We start from the raw sequence: 16,495 nt of genomic DNA on the forward strand, positions 1-16,495 counted from the left end.
GTCGTCGCACTGATCGCGCCGCGGGGGGGGGGGGCCCCCCGCGCCCCCCCCCCCCCGGCGGGCGCCCCCCCCCCCCCCCGCCGCCCACCCCACCAACGGAGGATTCAGTTATTATTAGTGGGCGGGGGGGGGGGGCAACCCCCCCCCCCGGTGGGGCTTGTAGGGGCCCCGGCTGTGCGCGCGCTTCCCCCCCCCCGGGCTAGGGGGGGTGTGGTGGCGCGCGAAGCTCGACGGAGTGGGGGTCGACCAACCGTCAAGATTGAAGCGCTTTCGGTCGAATGCCTCGGCACGATTACTCCGCTGCTTCCAGCGTCGCGATGCGACGGCTGTTGCGGGCCTGCTCGTCATAGTCGAGCTGCCATCCCGACGGCCCGTTGGACGCGCCGACCTGCACCGCCGTCACCTTGTATTCCGGGCAGTTAGTCGCCCAGTCGGAGAAGTCGGTGGTGATGACGTTGGCCTGCGTGTCGGGGTGGTGGAACGTCGTATAGACCACGCCAGGCGACACCTTGTCGGTGATCAGCGCGCGCAGCGTCGTCTCGCCGGAGCGGCTGGTCAGGCGGACCCAGTCGCCGTCGCGCAAACCTCGGTTTTCGGCGTCATGCGGGTGGATCTCGAGACGGTCCTCGCTGTGCCACATGACATTGTCGGTACGCCTGGTCTGCGCGCCGACATTGTACTGCGATAGGATGCGGCCGGTGGTCAGCAGCAGCGGGAAGCGCGGTCCCGTCCTCTCGTCAGTCGCCACATATTCGGTGCGGATGAACTTGCCCTTGCCGCGCACGAAGCCGCTGATATGCATGATCGGCGTGCCTTCCGGCGCCTGCTCGTTGCACGGCCACTGCACCGAGCCCATCCTTTCCAGATAGTCGTAGGAAACCTTGGCGAAGCTCGGCGTCGTCTTCGCAATCTCGTCCATGATTTCGGACGGATGCTGGTAATTCCAGGCAAGCCCCATCGCCTGTGCGAGCTTCTGCGTCACTTCCCAGTCGGCAAAGCCGTTGCGCGGCGCCATCACCTTGCGCACGCGGTTGATGCGGCGCTCGGCATTGGTGAAGGTGCCGTCCTTTTCGAGGAAGGTCGAGCCGGGCAGGAAGACATGCGCGTAGTTGGCGGTCTCGTTGAGGAAGAGATCGTGGACGACGACGCATTCCATGGCCGCAAGGCCTGCGGCGACATGCTTGGTGTCGGGATCCGACTGCAAAATGTCCTCGCCCTGCACATAGAGGCCCTTGAACGAGCCGTCGACGGCGGCGTCCAGCATGTTGGGGATGCGCAGGCCGGGCTCGTCGTCGAGTTTGACCCCCCACAGGCTTTCATAGATATCGCGTACCGCGTCGCCGGAGACGTGGCGATAGCCGGGCAGCTCATGCGGGAACGAGCCCATGTCGCAAGAGCCCTGGACATTGTTCTGGCCGCGCAGCGGGTTCACGCCGACGCCCGGCCGGCCGATATTGCCGGTCGCCATGGCGAGATTGGCGATGGCGATGACGGCGGTCGAGCCCTGGCTGTGCTCGGTCACGCCGAGGCCGTAATAGATCGCGCCATTGCCGCCGGCGGCAAACAGCCTTGCGGCGCTGCGGATCTCTTCAGGATCGACATTGGCGAGCTGGCCGACCACCTCAGGGCTGTTTTCCGGTAGCGCCACGAACGACGCCCAATCCTGGAACTCGTCCCAGTCGCAGCGTTCGCGGATGAAGGCCTCGTCGAACAGGCCTTCGGTGACGATGACATGGGCAAGCGCGGTGACCACGGCGACATTGGTGCCCGGCTTCAGCGGCAGATGATGCTGCGCCTCGATATGAGCCGAGCGCACGATGTCGGTGCGGCGCGGGTCGAGCACAATCAGCTTGGCGCCGTTGCGCAACCGCTTCTTCATGCGCGAAGCAAACACCGGATGTGCGTCGGTCGGATTGGCGCCGATGATCATCACCACATCGGTCTGCTCGATCGAGTCGAAATCCTGCGTGCCTGCCGAGGTGCCGAAAGTCTGGCCAAGGCCATAGCCGGTCGGCGAATGGCAGACGCGGGCGCAGGTATCGACATTGTTGTTGCGGAAACCCTGGCGGATCAGCTTCTGCACCAGATAGGTTTCCTCATTCGTGCAGCGCGACGAGGTGATGCCGCCGATCGAGGTGCGGCCATACTGGTACTGGATGCGGCGGAACTCGTTGGCGGTGTGGGTCAGCGCTTCCTCCCACGACACCTCGCGCCATGGATCGGTGACCTTTTCGCGGATCATCGGATTGAGGATGCGCTCCTTGTGGGTCGAGTAGCCGTAGGCAAAACGGCCCTTGACGCAGCTATGGCCACGGTTCGCCTTGCCGTCCTTGTAGGGCACCATGCGCACCAGCTCGTCGCCGCGCATTTCGGCCTTGAACGAGCAGCCGACGCCGCAATAGGCGCAGGTGGTGACGACCGAATGCTCGGGCTGGCCGATCTTGATCACCGATTTCTCGGAAAGCGTCGCCGTCGGGCAGGCCTGCACACAGGCGCCGCAGGACACGCACTCGCTGTCGATGAAAAGCTGGTGCATGCCGGGCGACACACGGCTTTCGAAGCCGCGGCCCTCGATGGTCAGCGCGAATGTGCCTTGCACCTCCTCGCAGGCGCGCACACAGCGCGAGCAGACGATGCATTTCGATGGATCATAGGTGAAGTATGGGTTGGACTCGTCCTTCGCCATCCATTTGAAGTTTTCGGCGCCGTCGTTCTTCTTGAAGACGTGGTTGTCGCCCTCATAGCCGTAGCGCACATCGCGCAGGCCGACGACGCCGGCCTGCGTCTGCAATTCGCAGTCGCCATTGGCCGCACAGGTCAGGCAGTCGAGCGGATGGTCGGAGATGTAGAGCTCCATCACGCCGCGGCGGATGTCCTTCAGCCGACCGGTCTGGGTGTGCACGACCATGCCCGGCGCCACCGGCGTCGTGCAGGAGGAGGGCGTGCCGTTGCGGCCGTCGATCTCGACCAGGCAGAGCCGGCAGGAGCCGAAGGCGTCGACCATATCGGTGGCGCAAAGTTTCGGGATGGCAATGCCGGCCTCCATCGAGGCGCGCATGATGGATGTGCCTTCCGGCACGGTGACGGTGAAGCCGTCGACGGTCAGCGTCACCTGCTTCTCGGACGTCGAGGCCGGCGTGCCGTAGTCGATTTCCTGAATGAGACCCATCGCGAGGTTCCTATTCTGCTGCTTCGGCGACTGGCGCCGGCTTGAAATCTTCGCGGAAGTGGTTGATTGCGCTCATCACCGGATAAGGCGTGAAGCCACCCAGCGCGCAGAGCGAACCGAACTTCATCGTGTTGCAGAGGTCCGTCACCAGCTCGATCTGCTTTTCCGGCTCGCTACCCCTGGCGATCTTGTCGATCGTCTCGACGCCGCGTGTCGAGCCGATGCGGCAGGGCGTGCACTTGCCGCAGCTCTCGATGGCGCAGAACTCCATGGCGAAGCGCGCCTGCTTCAGCATGTCGGCGGTGTCGTCGAAGACGGTGATGCCGGCGTGGCCGATCAGCCCGTCCTTGGCGGCGAAGGCTTCGTAGTCGAACGGCGTGTCGAACAGGGAGCGTGGGAAGTAGGCACCCAGAGGGCCGCCGACCTGCACCGCTTTGACCGGCCGTCCAGTCGCCGTGCCGCCGCCGATGTCGTCGACGATCTCGCCAAGCGTCATGCCGAACGCCGCCTCGAACAGGCCGCCATATCTGACATTGCCGGCGATCTGGATCGGAATGGTGCCGCGCGAGCGGCCCATGCCGAAATCCTTGTAGAAGGCAGCACCCTTGTCCATGATGACAGGCACCGAGGCCAGCGAGATGACGTTGTTGATCACCGTCGGCTTGCCGAACAGGCCCTGGATGGCCGGCAGTGGCGGCTTGGCGCGAACGACGCCGCGCTTGCCTTCGAGGCTGTTGAGCAGCGAGGTTTCCTCGCCGCAGACATAGGCGCCGGCGCCGACGCGGATTTCCATGTCGAAGGCGTGGGGCGAGCCCAGCACGTTGAGGCCGAGCAGGCCGGCCTTGCGGGCGGCCTCGACCGCCTTTTGCATCATCGCCACCGCATGCGGATACTCCGAGCGGATATAGACAAAGCCCTTGGTTGCCCCGGTGGCGACACCGGCGATTGCCATTCCCTCGATCAGCACGAAGGGATCGCCCTCCATGATCATGCGGTCGGCGAAGGTGGCGCTGTCGCCCTCGTCGGCATTGCAGACGATGTACTTTTTGTCGGCGATCGTATCGAGCACCGTCTTCCATTTAATGCCGGTCGGGAAGCCGGCGCCGCCGCGACCCCGCAGGCCCGACTCGGTGACCTGCTTGACGATGTCGGCCGGAGCCATCGCCACGGCGTTCTGCAGGCCCTTCAGTCCGCCATGCGCCTTATAGTGATCAAGCGACAGCGGATTGATGACGCCGCAGCGCGCGAAGGTCAGGCGCGTCTGCCTGGCCAGGAACGGGATCTTGTCGGGCGCGCCCAGCCAGCGCTTGTGGTGACCGCCGGTGAGGAAGCCGTTGTCGAACAGGCTTTTGACATCGGATGGCTTCACCGGCCCATAGGCGACACGGCCATTTTCTGTCGCCACCTCGACCATCGGCTCGAGGAAATAGGCGCCGCGCGAACCGTTGCGCACGATCTTGGCCTCGATGCCGCGATCGGCCAATTCCTTCTCAATCGCCTTGGCGACCTTTTCCGCACCGAGCGCCAGCGCGCCGGAATCGCCGGGAATATAGATGCGCGGGATCATGAGCGCACCTCGGCTACGATCTCGTCGAGTTTTTCGTCATCGAGCCGGCCGATCACCTCGCCGTCCAGCATCGCCGATGGCGCGCAGGCGCAAAGGCCGAGGCAATAGACCGGCTCTAGCGTCACCGAACCGTCGCGGGCCGTCTCGTGGAAGCCGATGCCCAGCAATTGCTTGAGCTTGGCGGCAATCGCGTCCGAGCCCATCGATTGGCAGGCTTCGGCTTGGCAGAGCTTCAGCACATGCCGGCCGGCCGGCCGGCTGCGGTAATCGTGGTAGAAGGTGACGACGCCGTGCACCTCCGCCTTGGAGATGTTCAGCGCTTCGGCGATGACCGGCAGCGCGTCATGCGGCACATGGCCAAACTCTTCCTGGATGCCGTGGAGGATCGGCAACAGCGGGCCTTCGAGGCCCTTCAACTCCTGAACGATCGCCGCCGTGCGCGACGTGATCTCGGTACTTGCAGGCTGCATGATCATGCAGCGCCCTCCCTGGTCGTAGTAATCCGCTAAGTGCCTAGGAAATCGGAGGAAACCCGCCAAATCAATAAAGCTGATCCGTTGCTCGATAGAAATCTTCTATCGATGCCGTCCAGCTGCAATCTCTAGCTCAGTGGCGGGCGCGGAAATCGTCTGCCAGCGCCATTGCCTCGTCCAGCAGCGCCGAGACCAGCGGGGTGTGCGGCTCGCGCAGCGTCGCCACCAGCCCGACGGTGTGGCTGGCGTCCGGCTCGACGATCGGAATGGCCCGGATCGGCTCGGAAAAGCCGAATGTTTCCGAGAGGTTGAGCGGCATGATCGACGACCATTTTCCGGTACGGATATGCGAGAACAGCACGATCATCGAATTGGATTCGAGTGTCGGCCGCACCTGCGTGCCGGCTTCGGCCAAATGCTGGTCGATGATGCGGCGGTTCTGCATGTCCGGCGTCAACAGGCAGAGCGGCAGCTGGCTGAGCTCCGCCCATGTCACTTTGTCGCGGTCGGAATAGGGGTTTCCGATCGCGGTGATCAGCTGATAGCGCTCGTCATAGAGCGGCACGCTGGTCACCCGCCCCAGCGGCTCGTTGTCGAGATAGGTGATGCCGGCGTCGATGTCGAAATTGCCGAGCAGCGACAGCACCTCGATCGAGGTGCGCGACAGCACCGAGAAGGTGACGCCGGGATGTTTTGCCCGAAAAGGCGTCGTCAGCCGCGCCACCATGGCCAGCGCCGTCGGGATGGCGGCGATGCGGATGCGCCCCGAAAGGCCGTGACGCGCCGCCCGCATCTCTTCGCGCATGGTGCGGGTATCGCCGACGATGCGGCGCGCCCACGCCAGCACCTGTTCTCCCTCCGGCGTCAGCCCCTGGAAGCGCGAGCCGCGCAGAACCAGCATCACGCCGAGCTGGCCCTCCAGCTGCTTGATGCCGGCCGAAAGCGTCGGCTGGGTGACGCCGCACACCTCCGCCGCCCGGCCGAAATGCTCCTCCCTGGCCAGCGCGATGAAGAATTCCAGCTTGTCGATCATGAGCGGACGCTACCCGGCCGAGTGAGGCTGCGCCAGATGCATGCTGTTTTTGCCTGGCGAATCCTCATTGCGGCCGAAGCTTCGCCGCCGTCCAGGCCTAGCTGTCGACCAAGTTCAGAATGTTGCCGTCAGGATCCTTGAACCATGCGACCTTCATGCCGTAGCCGACGTGGATGTCGCCTTCCAGCTTCAGGCCCGGCATCTCGTAGTGCTCGAAGACAACGCCTTTCGATTTCAGCGCCTTGACGATGGTGTCGATCTCGTCGCCGACCATCCAGGTCACCGCCGTCGCCTTGTTGGTTCCGGCGAATTGCGAGCGATAGACATTGATGCTGGTGTCGCCGCATTTGTAGACGATCAGTTCGCCACCCTCGTTGTGAACCTCCGTCAGCCCCAGAACGTCTTCATAGAAGGCCTTGGCCTTGGCCAGGTCCTTCACCGCGAGATTGGCCGTTGCGTTGCTGTTTGCGAGCATGATTGGTCTCCTTTGCTTGCGGGCGAGCACGTCCGAAGCCTGCAAAGATAGGGCTGCTTCGTCTTCCGGCGACCGCAGCTTGTTCGAACGGCGTGCCTCTTCCCTAAAGACGTTTCGTCCTCTGCAAGACCGACAAACGGACGCAAGTCTTTGCAGCCACGACCGTGCGTGTCGTTCCGCCGCTTGGTTCTGTTCGGGAACTGCACTATCTCAGTCGCAAAAGCAGAGGAAAAGCTGATGCCCGCCGTCCAGGAAAACGTCACCAAGGAAATCGTCATCGAGCGCCTGAAGACTGTCAACGGACCGGACTTCACCGGCAACATCGTCGACCTCGGCATGGTCTCCGAGATTTTCATTGCCGATGCCAAGGTGTTCTTTTCGATCACGGTGCCGGCTGCCCGGGCACAGGAGATGGAGCCGCTGCGTGCCGCCGCCGAGCGTGTCGTCAAGGCGATCCCGGGTGTCGCCGGCGCCGTGGTCGCCCTGACGGCGGAAAAGAAGGGTGGCGGCATGGAGGCTCCGGTTCCGCAAAGGTCTGCCACCAGGCCCGTACCGCCGGCCGCACCCGCTGCCGCGCCGCGTCCGGCTCCGCACGCTCCGGCCTCGCACAGTCAGGGCAAGCGCGGCGTGCCCGGCATCGAGGCGATCATCGCTGTCGCTTCCGGCAAGGGCGGCGTCGGCAAGTCGACCACTGCCGTCAACATCGCGCTTGGCCTCGCCGCCAACGGCCTGAGGGTCGGCGTGCTCGACGCCGACATCTACGGCCCGTCGATGCCGCGGCTGCTCAACATCCATGGCCGGCCGCAGACGGTCGACGGCAAGGTCCTGAAGCCGATGGAGAATTACGGCCTGAAGGTGATGTCGATGGGCTTCCTCGTCGATGAGGAGACGCCAATGATCTGGCGCGGGCCGATGGTGATGTCGGCATTGACGCAAATGTTGCGCGAGGTCGAATGGGGTTCGCTCGACGTGCTCGTCGTCGACATGCCGCCCGGCACCGGCGACGCGCAGCTGACCATGGCCCAGCAGGTGCCGCTGGCCGGCGCCGTCATCGTCTCGACGCCGCAGGATCTGGCCCTGATCGATGCGCGAAAAGGCCTCAACATGTTCAGGAAGGTCGACGTGCCGGTGCTGGGCATCGTCGAGAATATGAGCTATTTCCTCGCCCCCGACACCGGCAAGCGCTACGACATCTTCGGCCATGGCGGCGCGCGCCGCGAGGCCGAGCGTCTCGGCGTCTCCTTCCTCGGCGAAGTGCCGCTCGAAATGGGCATCCGCGAAAGCTCGGATGCCGGCACGCCGGTGGTGGTCTCCAAGCCCGACAGCGCCGAGGCCAAGATCTACCGCGACATCGCCGCGAACGTCTGGGGCAGGGTCAAGGAAGAACGCGGCGCGGCCGAAGCCGCCGTGCCGAACATCGTGTTTGAGTGATCCTCCCCCTTGAGGGGAGGGTGGCCCGCAGGGCCGGGTGGGGTCGGTGGCGACGCACTCCACCTTTCTTGGTCAACGCCAGTTGTAGGTCGAGGCGGTTGAGGCGACCCCTCCCGCCCGCTTCGCGCGGCACCCTCCCCTCAAGGGGGAGGGGAGCCGCCCACCTTGTCGCCAAAGCTCGAAAAAAACTGTCCGGCCAGTTTCTTCGATGTCGATTCGATCAGACGGCTGCCGAGCTGGGCGATCTTGCCGCCGACATCGGCCTTGGCCGCATATCTGAGAATCGTCGCCTCCGGGCCATCGGCGGTCAGCGTCACATCGGCGCCGCCTTTGGCGAAGCCGGCGATGCCGCCCTTGCCCTCGCCCTGGATGGTGTAGGAATGCGGCGGGTTGAGATTCCTGAGCGTCACCTCGCCGTTGAACGTCGCCTTGATCGGGCCGATCTTGACCACCACGGTCGCCGCCATCTCGGTGTCCGACTTCTTTTCGAGGCTCTGGCAGCCCGGAATGGTCTGCCTCAGAACGTCCGGGTCGTTCAGCGCCTCCCACACCTTTTGCAAGGGTGCGGCGATGCGTTCCTCGCCTTCGATAACCAAAGCCATCAAAATCTCCCGGATACGAATTGACAAACCCCGATCCGGTCTAGCGTGGGGGTAAACACATGTCTATCGCACCAAAGTCCGGAATCGGATGGCGCGTGCCTCTTGCCTGCTCTCGCGCGTTGTCATATCGATTTGTCATACAAATACGGAGACCATGATGGCCGGCGCCCCCACGCAGAAAAAGAAATTTCGCTCGCAGGAGTGGTTCGACAATCCGGACAATCCGGGGATGACGGCGCTTTACCTCGAGCGCTACCTGAATTACGGGCTGACGCGTGCCGAACTGATGTCGGGCAAGCCGCTGATCGGCATCGCCCAGACCGGCTCGGATCTGTCGCCCTGCAACCGCCATCATCTCGAACTGGCCAAGCGCGTGCGTGAGGGCATCGTCTCGATGGGCGGCATCCCTTTCGAGTTCCCGTGCCACCCGATCCAGGAGACGGGCAAACGCCCGACCGCCGCACTCGACCGCAACCTCGCCTATCTCGGCCTGGTCGAGGTGCTCTACGGCTATCCGCTCGACGGCGTCGTGCTCACCATCGGCTGCGACAAGACGACGCCGGCCCTGCTGATGGCCGCCGCCACCGTCAACATTCCGGCTATCGCGCTGTCGGTCGGCCCGATGCTCAACGGCTGGCACAAGGGCAAGCGCACCGGCTCCGGCACCATCGTCTGGGAATCGCGCCAGCGCCTGTCGGCCGGCGAGATCGGCTATGACGAGTTCATGGACATCGTCGCCTCTTCGGCGCCGTCCACCGGCTATTGCAACACCATGGGCACCGCCACCACCATGAACTCGCTGGCCGAGGCCCTCGGCATGCAGCTGCCGGGCTCGGCCGCCATTCCGGCGCCCTACCGCGAGCGCGGCCAGATCGCCTATGAGACGGGAAAGCGCATCGTCGACATGGTGCATGAGGACTTGAAACCCTCAGACGTCATGACCCGCCAGGCCTTCGAGAACGCCATCGTCGTCAACTCGGCCATCGGCGGCTCGACCAACGCGCCGATCCACCTCAACGCCATCGCCCGCCATCTCGGCGTGCCGCTCGACAATGACGATTGGCAGACGGTCGGCCTCCAGATACCGCTCATTGTCAACCTGCAGCCGTCGGGCGAGTATCTCGGCGAGGACTATCACCATGCCGGCGGTGTGCCGGCGGTGGTGGCCGAACTGATGAAGGCCGGGCTGTTGCCTCATCCCGACGCCATGACGGTCAACGGCAAGACGATCGGCGCCAATTGCAGCGCGGCCGTCAACGAGAATCTCGATGTTATCCGCACCGTCGCCGAGCCGCTGAAGGACAATGCCGGTTTCATCAATCTTAGGGGTAATCTGTTCGATTCGGCGATCATGAAGACCAGCGGCATCTCGCCCGAATTCCGCGAGCGCTATCTGTCGAACCCGAACGACCCCGAGGCCTTCGAGGGCAACGCCATGGTCTTCGACGGGCCAGAGGACTACCACGCCCGCATCGACGACCCGGCGCAAGGCATCGACGAGCACACCATCCTGTTCATGCGTGGCGCCGGCCCGATCGGTTATCCCGGCGGCGCCGAAGTCGTCAACATGCAGCCGCCGGCCCATCTCATCAAGAAGGGCATCCATGCGCTGGCCTGCATCGGCGACGGCCGCCAGTCAGGCACGTCGGGCTCGCCGTCGATCCTCAACGCCTCGCCCGAAGCCGCCATAGGCGGCGGGCTGGCGCTGTTGAAGACCGGCGACCGCGTCCGCATCGACCTGCGCAAGGGCACTGCCGACATTCTCGTCACCGATGACGAGATTACGCGCCGGCGCGCCGAGCTGCAGAACAGTGGCGGCTATCGCTACCCCAAGCACCAGACCCCATGGCAGGAGATCCAGCGCGGCATGGTCGACCAGTTCTCCGAAGGAATGGTGCTGAAGCCCGCGGTGAAATACCAGGATGTGGCGCACACCGCAGGCGTGCCGCGGGACAATCACTGACCGCGTCTTTTTTTGCCTTCTCCCCTTGTGGGAGGTGTCGCCGAAGGCGACGGATGAGGGGTGCTCCAGCTTGGCACCGACGCACTCCGTCCAGCACCCCTCATCCGGCTCGTCGCTGCGCGCCGATCCACCTTCTCCCACAAGGGGAGAAGGAAGAGCGCCAAGCCGCACCCAAGCGCCTATAAATAGCCAACAATCTCAGGCGTCTGGTCCTGCCTGTCGTGCTTGCCGTCCTCGTAGACGATTGGGGCTGCGGCGAGTTCCTCTTCGGTGACGTCGTCGAGGCAGGCGACGTTCACCGCCCAGAAATTCCCGCCCAAGAAATCGAGATAGCCGCGCGAGAGAAAATTCGCGCCGCAGTTCGGGCACATATAGTGGTTGATGTCGCCTTCCGGCCAGTTCGACGGCGTCGCCTTGTACTCCCGCATCCGGTCGCGGCCGTCCGTCACCCGCACGGCCTCATAGGCGGCGAAGGATTTCCGGTAGCCGAGTTTCCAGCAGAAGCTGCAATTGCATTTGCGGATGCCCTCAGCGAGGTCGATTTCGGCTTCGAAACGCACTGCACCGCAATGGCAGCTGCCGTGATAGGTCTTTTTCATGGGTTTCCTCCCAAACATGTCCTGGCTCCGCCGCCCGCCGGAGCCAGAGCATCCTTTGCTCCAGGCATGGCGCTTGACAAGCGGGCGCGACAAATCCACGATCATGGCAAGGGGTGCATCGCGACGACCCCGTGAGGCGTCAGCCCAACGTTCGCGTCCAAGCTTCTCTCTCAAGGAGGTGGACGCCATGCCGTCGACAACCGCTATCACCGTATCGCAACTGTCCCGTCTGATTGGTCTGCCGGGCGCGCCCGCGATCATCGATGTTCGCATCGAAGAGGATTACAGCGCCGATCCGCGCCTGCTGCCGGCCTCAAACCGGCGTGATTTCAAAACCGTCTCGACCTGGGCATCCGAATTCGCCGGCAGCCGAGTGACGGTCGTCTGCCAAAGAGGGCAAAAGCTCTCGCAAGGCGTGGCCGCATGGCTGCGGCATGAAGGCATTGCCGCCGAATCCCTCGAAGGCGGGTTCGAGGCCTGGCGCGATGCCAAGGGGCCTTTGATCAATGCCGGCAAGATACCGCCCCGCGACGAAAGGGGCCGCACCGTGTGGGTGACGCGGAGCCGCCCGAAGGTCGATCGCATCGCCTGCCCCTGGCTGATCAGGCGCTTCATCGATTCGGGCGCGGTCTTCCTCTTTGTCGAGGCGGCCGAAGTGTCGGCCGTTGCGGACCGCTTTCAGGCCGTGCCTTTCGACATCGACAATGTGTTCTGGACTCACCGGGACGAACGCTGCACCTTCGACACGATGATCGAAGAGTTCGGGCTCGAATCCGAGGCGCTCGACCGCCTGGCCATGATCGTGCGCGCCGCCGATACCGCACGCCTCGATTTGGTTCCCCAGGCAGCCGGATTCCTGGCCGCCTCGCTTGGCCTGTCGCGGATGTTTCGCGACGATCTGGAACAGCTGGAGGCAGGCATGCTGCTCTACGACGCGTTTTTCCGATGGTGCCGCGATGCCACCGAGGAGACGCACAATTGGCCAAGCGCGAGCAAGCCATCATGAGCGCCCCGGCTTCTGACAAAACGGGGGCTTTGGGAAAAACGGCCGAGATCGTCGAAGCGCCGGCTGCGCCAAGCTTCCGTGAAGGCGTAAAACTCTGGGCGAAAATCGGCCTGCTCAGCTTCGGCGGGCCGGCCGGCCAGATCGCGCTCATGCACAGGGAATTGGTCGAGGAACGGCGTTGGATCGGCGAGCAACGTTTCCTGCATGCGTTGAACTACTGCATGCTGCTGCCCGGCCCTGAAGCCCAGCAACTCGCCATCTATATCGGCTGGCTGCTGCACCGGACGATCGGCGGCCTGGTCGCCGGCATCCTGTTCGTCGCGCCGGGCGCGCTTGTGATGCTCACCTTGAGCATCCTCTATGCGCTGTATGGCGACGCTCCGCTCGTCGAGGCACTGTTTTTCGGGGTAAAGGCGGCCGTGCTCGCCATCGTGATCGAGGCGATGATCCGGATCGGACGTCGTGCCCTGAAGAACCGGGTCATGGTTTCGATCGCGCTCGCCGCCTTCATCGCCATCTATGCATTGAACATGCCGTTTCCGCTCATCGTCCTGCTTGCCGGCCTGGCGGGCTGGATTGGCAATCGTGTTGCGCCGGCGCTTTTTTCCGGCGCGGCGCACGGCAAGGACGCGGTTCCCGACATCAAGGGCGCGGTCGACCTGATGTTCGAGCGCGGCGAGCTGGCCCACGTCAGGCCGACGCGATGGCATGCGCCGCGCACCGTCGCGATCTGGCTGCCGATCTGGCTCGGGCCGGTGCTGCTGATCTGGGCGTTCACCGGATCCGCCAGCGTGTGGACGCAGATCGGCGGCTTCTTCAGCGTCATGGCGGTCGTCACCTTCGGCGGCGCCTACGCAGTCCTTGCCTATGTCGCGCAGGCAGCGGTCGAGTCCTTCGGCTGGCTCGCACCCGGTGAGATGGTCGATGGCCTCGGGCTTGCCGAAACCACGCCGGGTCCACTCATACTCGTCCTGCAGTTCGTCGGCTTTCTGGCCGCGTTCCGCCAATCCGGATCGTTGAGCCCGCTGCTTGCCGGATCGCTTGGGGCGATGCTCACCCTGTGGGCGACGTTCACGCCTTGCTTCTTCTGGATATTCCTCGGCGCGCCCTATATCGAATCCCTGCGCGACAACAAGGCGCTATCGGCGGCGCTGGGCGCGATCACCGCCGCCGTCGTCGGCGTCATCATGAATCTCGCTCTGTGGTTCGGCTTGCACGTCATCTTCGGCGAGGTGCGCAACGTCGGGCTTGGAACCGACGTGCCGGTGCTCTCGTCGATCGACTGGCGCGCGGCGCTGCTGTCATGTGCTGCCATGATCGCCATTCTGAAGCTGAAGATCGGCATGCTGCCGACGCTTGCGGGATCGGCCCTCGCCGGTGTTCTGTTGCTGGCAGCGAGTGGTTAATGCATGTCGCGCAAAAGCATGCCCTCGGGCCTGACCCGAGGGTGTGCAGCGGTTTTGCGATAACGACATGCATAAAACAACAACCTAAAGCGCGTCGCATGCGGCCGGCTCAAATGCGACGCGCTTTAGCGGCTGCCTGCGGACGGCGCTTCGTTGCGGTTTCGGGCATTCGGATAGGAACATCATGGCGAAACGGCGCTCCTCCCTAGGCTTCCTTGGAATGTTCGGCCGTTCAGGCGACCTCAGGCAACTCGACGCCGCGCTACGCGGCGTCGACCTTCATCCCGCCCTTGTGCCGGAGGGAGCAAAGCTCACCATCGTCAATCTGATGAAGGACCACTGGCCCGACGAGCCGCCGCCACAAGCCTACCCGCCGGTGGCGCAGCTGCTTGGCTATTGTATTGCCGGGCCGGACGCATTCGAGCAATCCAACGGCCTTCGACATAGGCTGGATGCGGAGCGCCGGCTCGAGGCGGCACTCGAGGCCGGCGACAGCTTCGATGCGCAAATCATACTGATGACGCTGCATGCCAAGCTGATCAGTGGCGAGGTCGTCGACCGCTACGGGTTGAGCGCCGACTAGACCATGATCCCGAAAAGTGGAGCCCGGTTTTCGGAAAAGATCATGGTCAAACAGACTAGACCATGATCCCGAAAAGTGGAGCCCGGTTTTCGGAAAAGATCATGGTCAAATAAAGAGGTAGAGCCCCATCCCGATTTTGCCGGGATGGATTAGTCTCTGACCGTTTTGACGAGAACCGTCTTCAGCCGCCCATGCCGCTGCGCGGCAGTTGGATCAGATTGCCGAAGCGGGCGCGCAACTTGTCGTCGACCGGCTTCGGCACGTGGCGCGGGAAGCGCTCGGCGAGGATGCGGTTCTTCTCGATGATCGCTCGCTGCAGGATGTCGGGCCTGCCTTTCTCGTTCCATTCCTTCGGCGAAAAGCGGTCGCCGACCGCCGGATAGAAATATTCCGTCTGCATCAGCCGCAGCGTCTGCTCGTTGCCGAGGTAATGACCCGGCCCCTTCAGGCAGACGTCGGCGATGGTGTCTATCGACAGCGACTCATCGGTCACCTCGATGCCGCGCACGCAGCGCAGGCAATGGCCGAGCATGTCGTTGTCGATGATCAGGCTTTCCAGGCAAAAGCCGAGCAGCGAGGCGTGCATGCCGGCCGATTCGTAGACGAGGTTGAGGCCGGCCAGGCCGGCCATCACATCGGTGATGCCCTTTTCGTAACCGGACTGAATGTCGGGCAGTTTCGAATCCGTCATGCCGGCGGCCGAACCGCCGGGCAGGTCGTAGAATTGCGCCATCTGGGCGCAGGCAGCGGTCAGCACCGCTTGCTCGGCCGAGCCGCCGGACATGGCGCCGGTCCTGAGGTCGGAGACGAACGGCCAGGTGCCGAAGATCGCCGGATGGCCAGGCTTGATGGCGTTGACATAGACGAGGCCGGCGAGCACCTCGGCCACCGCTTGCACCACCGCACCGGCGATCGCCGCCGGCGCCGTGGCGCCCGCCTGGCCGGCCGACAGCAGCAGGATCGGAATGCCGCCTTCGACGCAGGCCTCGAGCACGCCGCAGGCATCCTCGGCAAACTTCATCGGCGGCACGACAAAACAGTTCGAATTGGAGACGAAAGGCCGGGCGCGAAAATTCTCTTCGCCGCCGGCAATCGCATAAAGCATGTCGAGCGCCGGCTTGACGTTCTCGCGCACCGTGAAGGATGTGCCGACATGCTTCGACGTGCCCATCACGCAGGCGTAAAGCGTGTTGAAATCCATATCGAGCGGATCGGGGATGTCGCGCGGCACCATCGGCCGCTGGAAGAAATGGATGTTGTCGAGCCCTTCGACGATGCGGGCGGCGTCATAGATGTCCTGCAGCAGCGACTCGCGATAACAGCGCTTCTCGACGTCGACCAGATGCACCGCGGCGCCCGCCGTGCCGTAATGCACGCGCTTGCCCTGGATCAGCATGTCGTGCTTGGGATCCTGGCCATGCAGGGTGAAATGGCGCGCCGCTTTCTTGATGGTGTCGAGGACGAGCGCGCGCGGAAAACGGATGCGGCCGTCCTCGCCGAGCGTGGCGCCGGCCTCGGTCAGCGCCTCGATGCAGGAGGGGATGGCATTGGCGAAGCCGACCGTCTCAAGCAGCGTCAGCACCGCTTCGTGAATGCGCTCGCGGTCGTTTTCGCTGAGCGGTCCGTAGCTTCCGCCTTCAAGGCCGGCGCGCACCGGCTTGATATCGTCGGCAAGGGGTGCTGCCCGAATGGCGCGACGCGCTTCGCGCCCGCCGGAACGCCGCGAACGCTGGTCCGAGGGCGTATCCGGCTTCTCAACAGCCACTGACATGGGAGGCACTCCACCTTTAGCTGCGAAGCGGGCGGCGGTGGTTGGTCCACCAGGTGGTTGGTCCACCATCGTCCGCTTCGTCCCCCTTAGAGCGCCGCGCGTCCACTTGGACGCGCAAAGGACGCTCTAACACTTTCTTGCTTGCGCATGATCCTTTCCGGAAACCGAAGATTGGTTTCCGGGGTCATGCGCTATGCCTCGAACTATGCCGCCGGCATTGGCACAGCCTATGAGCCAGACGGTCCCGTCGCATATGCCAGGGGGCTAAACAACGGTGGCCGGTCATGGCCCCGACGAGGCATCAGGCGGGGGGGGGGGCGCGCCCCCCCCCCCCCCCCCCGGCGGGGGGGGGGGGGGGGGGGTGGGGGGGGGGTGGGTGGGGGGGGGGGGGGCCCCCCAAACGCGCCCGCGGTTTGG

At 64.2% G+C, this 16,495-nt stretch carries 13 protein-coding genes; 5 read left to right on the plus strand and 8 right to left on the minus strand.

Features of this window, described 5'->3' with window-relative positions; translation table 11 throughout:
• Window positions 1-292: 292 nt before the first annotated feature.
• From fdhF to AC0L2C_RS10005, 5 genes are all read right to left on the minus strand, one after another.
• Window positions 293-3,169, minus strand: a complete 2,877-nt coding sequence (gene fdhF, locus AC0L2C_RS09985) for a formate dehydrogenase subunit alpha (RefSeq protein ID WP_473523277.1) — start codon at window positions 3,167-3,169, stop codon at window positions 293-295.
• A 10-nt stretch (window positions 3,170-3,179) separates the two neighbouring features.
• On the minus strand, window positions 3,180-4,736 hold the full coding sequence (locus tag AC0L2C_RS09990) for a formate dehydrogenase beta subunit (RefSeq protein WP_473523278.1): 1,557 nt from the start codon (window positions 4,734-4,736) through the stop codon (window positions 3,180-3,182).
• Window positions 4,733-5,212 (minus strand): formate dehydrogenase subunit gamma, encoded by a 480-nt coding sequence (locus AC0L2C_RS09995; protein ID WP_023802880.1) that lies wholly within the window; start codon window positions 5,210-5,212, stop codon window positions 4,733-4,735. Before AC0L2C_RS09995 ends, AC0L2C_RS09990 begins: the two co-directional genes overlap by 4 nt.
• 130 nt (window positions 5,213-5,342) lie before the next feature.
• A complete protein-coding gene (locus AC0L2C_RS10000; protein WP_027151624.1) occupies window positions 5,343-6,242 on the minus strand; it encodes a LysR family transcriptional regulator in 900 nt (299 codons plus the stop codon).
• A 97-nt stretch (window positions 6,243-6,339) separates the two neighbouring features.
• Window positions 6,340-6,717, minus strand: a complete 378-nt coding sequence (locus AC0L2C_RS10005) for a VOC family protein (protein WP_023802882.1) — start codon at window positions 6,715-6,717, stop codon at window positions 6,340-6,342.
• 237 nt (window positions 6,718-6,954) lie between these two features.
• On the opposite strand from AC0L2C_RS10005, the gene AC0L2C_RS10010 reads away from it, so the two are divergent.
• The gene (locus tag AC0L2C_RS10010; protein ID WP_473523279.1) at window positions 6,955-8,148 is read left to right on the plus strand and encodes an Mrp/NBP35 family ATP-binding protein; all 1,194 of its coding nucleotides are present in this window, start codon (window positions 6,955-6,957) and stop codon (window positions 8,146-8,148) included.
• Between the two features lie 140 nt (window positions 8,149-8,288).
• Here the strand turns inward: AC0L2C_RS10010 and AC0L2C_RS10015 are convergent, their stop codons facing one another.
• Window positions 8,289-8,750 (minus strand): SRPBCC family protein, encoded by a 462-nt coding sequence (locus tag AC0L2C_RS10015; RefSeq protein WP_023802884.1) that lies wholly within the window; start codon window positions 8,748-8,750, stop codon window positions 8,289-8,291.
• Between the two features lie 157 nt (window positions 8,751-8,907).
• Here AC0L2C_RS10015 and AC0L2C_RS10020 point away from each other — a divergent pair, with 157 nt between their 5' ends.
• Window positions 8,908-10,713 (plus strand): IlvD/Edd family dehydratase, encoded by a 1,806-nt coding sequence (locus AC0L2C_RS10020; protein WP_128174072.1) that lies wholly within the window; start codon window positions 8,908-8,910, stop codon window positions 10,711-10,713.
• 179 nt (window positions 10,714-10,892) lie between these two features.
• On the opposite strand, the gene AC0L2C_RS10025 is transcribed toward AC0L2C_RS10020, so the two are convergent.
• Window positions 10,893-11,312 (minus strand): GFA family protein, encoded by a 420-nt coding sequence (locus AC0L2C_RS10025; protein WP_473523280.1) that lies wholly within the window; start codon window positions 11,310-11,312, stop codon window positions 10,893-10,895.
• Window positions 11,313-11,499: 187 nt separating this feature from the next.
• Between AC0L2C_RS10025 and AC0L2C_RS10030 the strand changes: the two genes are divergently transcribed.
• From AC0L2C_RS10030 to AC0L2C_RS10040, 3 genes are all read left to right on the plus strand, one after another.
• The gene (locus tag AC0L2C_RS10030; RefSeq protein ID WP_287174115.1) at window positions 11,500-12,318 is read left to right on the plus strand and encodes a chromate resistance protein ChrB domain-containing protein; all 819 of its coding nucleotides are present in this window, start codon (window positions 11,500-11,502) and stop codon (window positions 12,316-12,318) included.
• Window positions 12,315-13,724 carry a chromate efflux transporter gene (gene chrA / locus AC0L2C_RS10035; protein WP_473523293.1) on the plus strand — a complete coding sequence of 470 codons (1,410 nt, stop codon included), beginning with the start codon at window positions 12,315-12,317 and terminating at the stop codon, window positions 13,722-13,724. The genes AC0L2C_RS10030 and chrA overlap by 4 nt, the downstream gene beginning before the upstream one ends.
• Window positions 13,725-13,908: 184 nt before the next feature.
• Window positions 13,909-14,307 (plus strand): hypothetical protein, encoded by a 399-nt coding sequence (locus AC0L2C_RS10040; RefSeq protein ID WP_023802889.1) that lies wholly within the window; start codon window positions 13,909-13,911, stop codon window positions 14,305-14,307.
• Window positions 14,308-14,488: 181 nt separating this feature from the next.
• Here AC0L2C_RS10040 and AC0L2C_RS10045 read toward each other — a convergent pair whose 3' ends face one another.
• Window positions 14,489-16,078: a trimethylamine methyltransferase family protein gene (locus AC0L2C_RS10045; protein ID WP_473523281.1), complete on the minus strand. Its 1,590-nt coding sequence runs from the start codon at window positions 16,076-16,078 to the stop codon at window positions 14,489-14,491.
• Window positions 16,079-16,495: the final 417 nt, after the last annotated feature.

The organism is Mesorhizobium sp. WSM4845, from assembly GCF_055811455.1.

What these genes read in the sequence shown, in the direction of transcription:
- fdhF (WP_473523277.1), bottom strand. Translation starts at nt 3,169, where the DNA reads ATGGGTCTCATTCAGGAAATCGACTACGGCACGCCGGCCTCGACGTCC.
- AC0L2C_RS09990 (WP_473523278.1), bottom strand. Translation starts at nt 4,736, where the DNA reads ATGATCCCGCGCATCTATATTCCCGGCGATTCCGGCGCGCTGGCGCTC.
- AC0L2C_RS09995 (WP_023802880.1), bottom strand. Translation starts at nt 5,212, where the DNA reads ATGATCATGCAGCCTGCAAGTACCGAGATCACGTCGCGCACGGCGGCG.
- AC0L2C_RS10000 (WP_027151624.1), bottom strand. Translation starts at nt 6,242, where the DNA reads ATGATCGACAAGCTGGAATTCTTCATCGCGCTGGCCAGGGAGGAGCAT.
- AC0L2C_RS10005 (WP_023802882.1), bottom strand. Translation starts at nt 6,717, where the DNA reads ATGCTCGCAAACAGCAACGCAACGGCCAATCTCGCGGTGAAGGACCTG.
- AC0L2C_RS10010 (WP_473523279.1), top strand. Translation starts at nt 6,955, where the DNA reads ATGCCCGCCGTCCAGGAAAACGTCACCAAGGAAATCGTCATCGAGCGC.
- AC0L2C_RS10015 (WP_023802884.1), bottom strand. Translation starts at nt 8,750, where the DNA reads ATGGCTTTGGTTATCGAAGGCGAGGAACGCATCGCCGCACCCTTGCAA.
- AC0L2C_RS10020 (WP_128174072.1), top strand. Translation starts at nt 8,908, where the DNA reads ATGGCCGGCGCCCCCACGCAGAAAAAGAAATTTCGCTCGCAGGAGTGG.
- AC0L2C_RS10025 (WP_473523280.1), bottom strand. Translation starts at nt 11,312, where the DNA reads ATGAAAAAGACCTATCACGGCAGCTGCCATTGCGGTGCAGTGCGTTTC.
- AC0L2C_RS10030 (WP_287174115.1), top strand. Translation starts at nt 11,500, where the DNA reads ATGCCGTCGACAACCGCTATCACCGTATCGCAACTGTCCCGTCTGATT.
- chrA (WP_473523293.1), top strand. Translation starts at nt 12,315, where the DNA reads ATGAGCGCCCCGGCTTCTGACAAAACGGGGGCTTTGGGAAAAACGGCC.
- AC0L2C_RS10040 (WP_023802889.1), top strand. Translation starts at nt 13,909, where the DNA reads ATGGCGAAACGGCGCTCCTCCCTAGGCTTCCTTGGAATGTTCGGCCGT.
- AC0L2C_RS10045 (WP_473523281.1), bottom strand. Translation starts at nt 16,078, where the DNA reads ATGTCAGTGGCTGTTGAGAAGCCGGATACGCCCTCGGACCAGCGTTCG.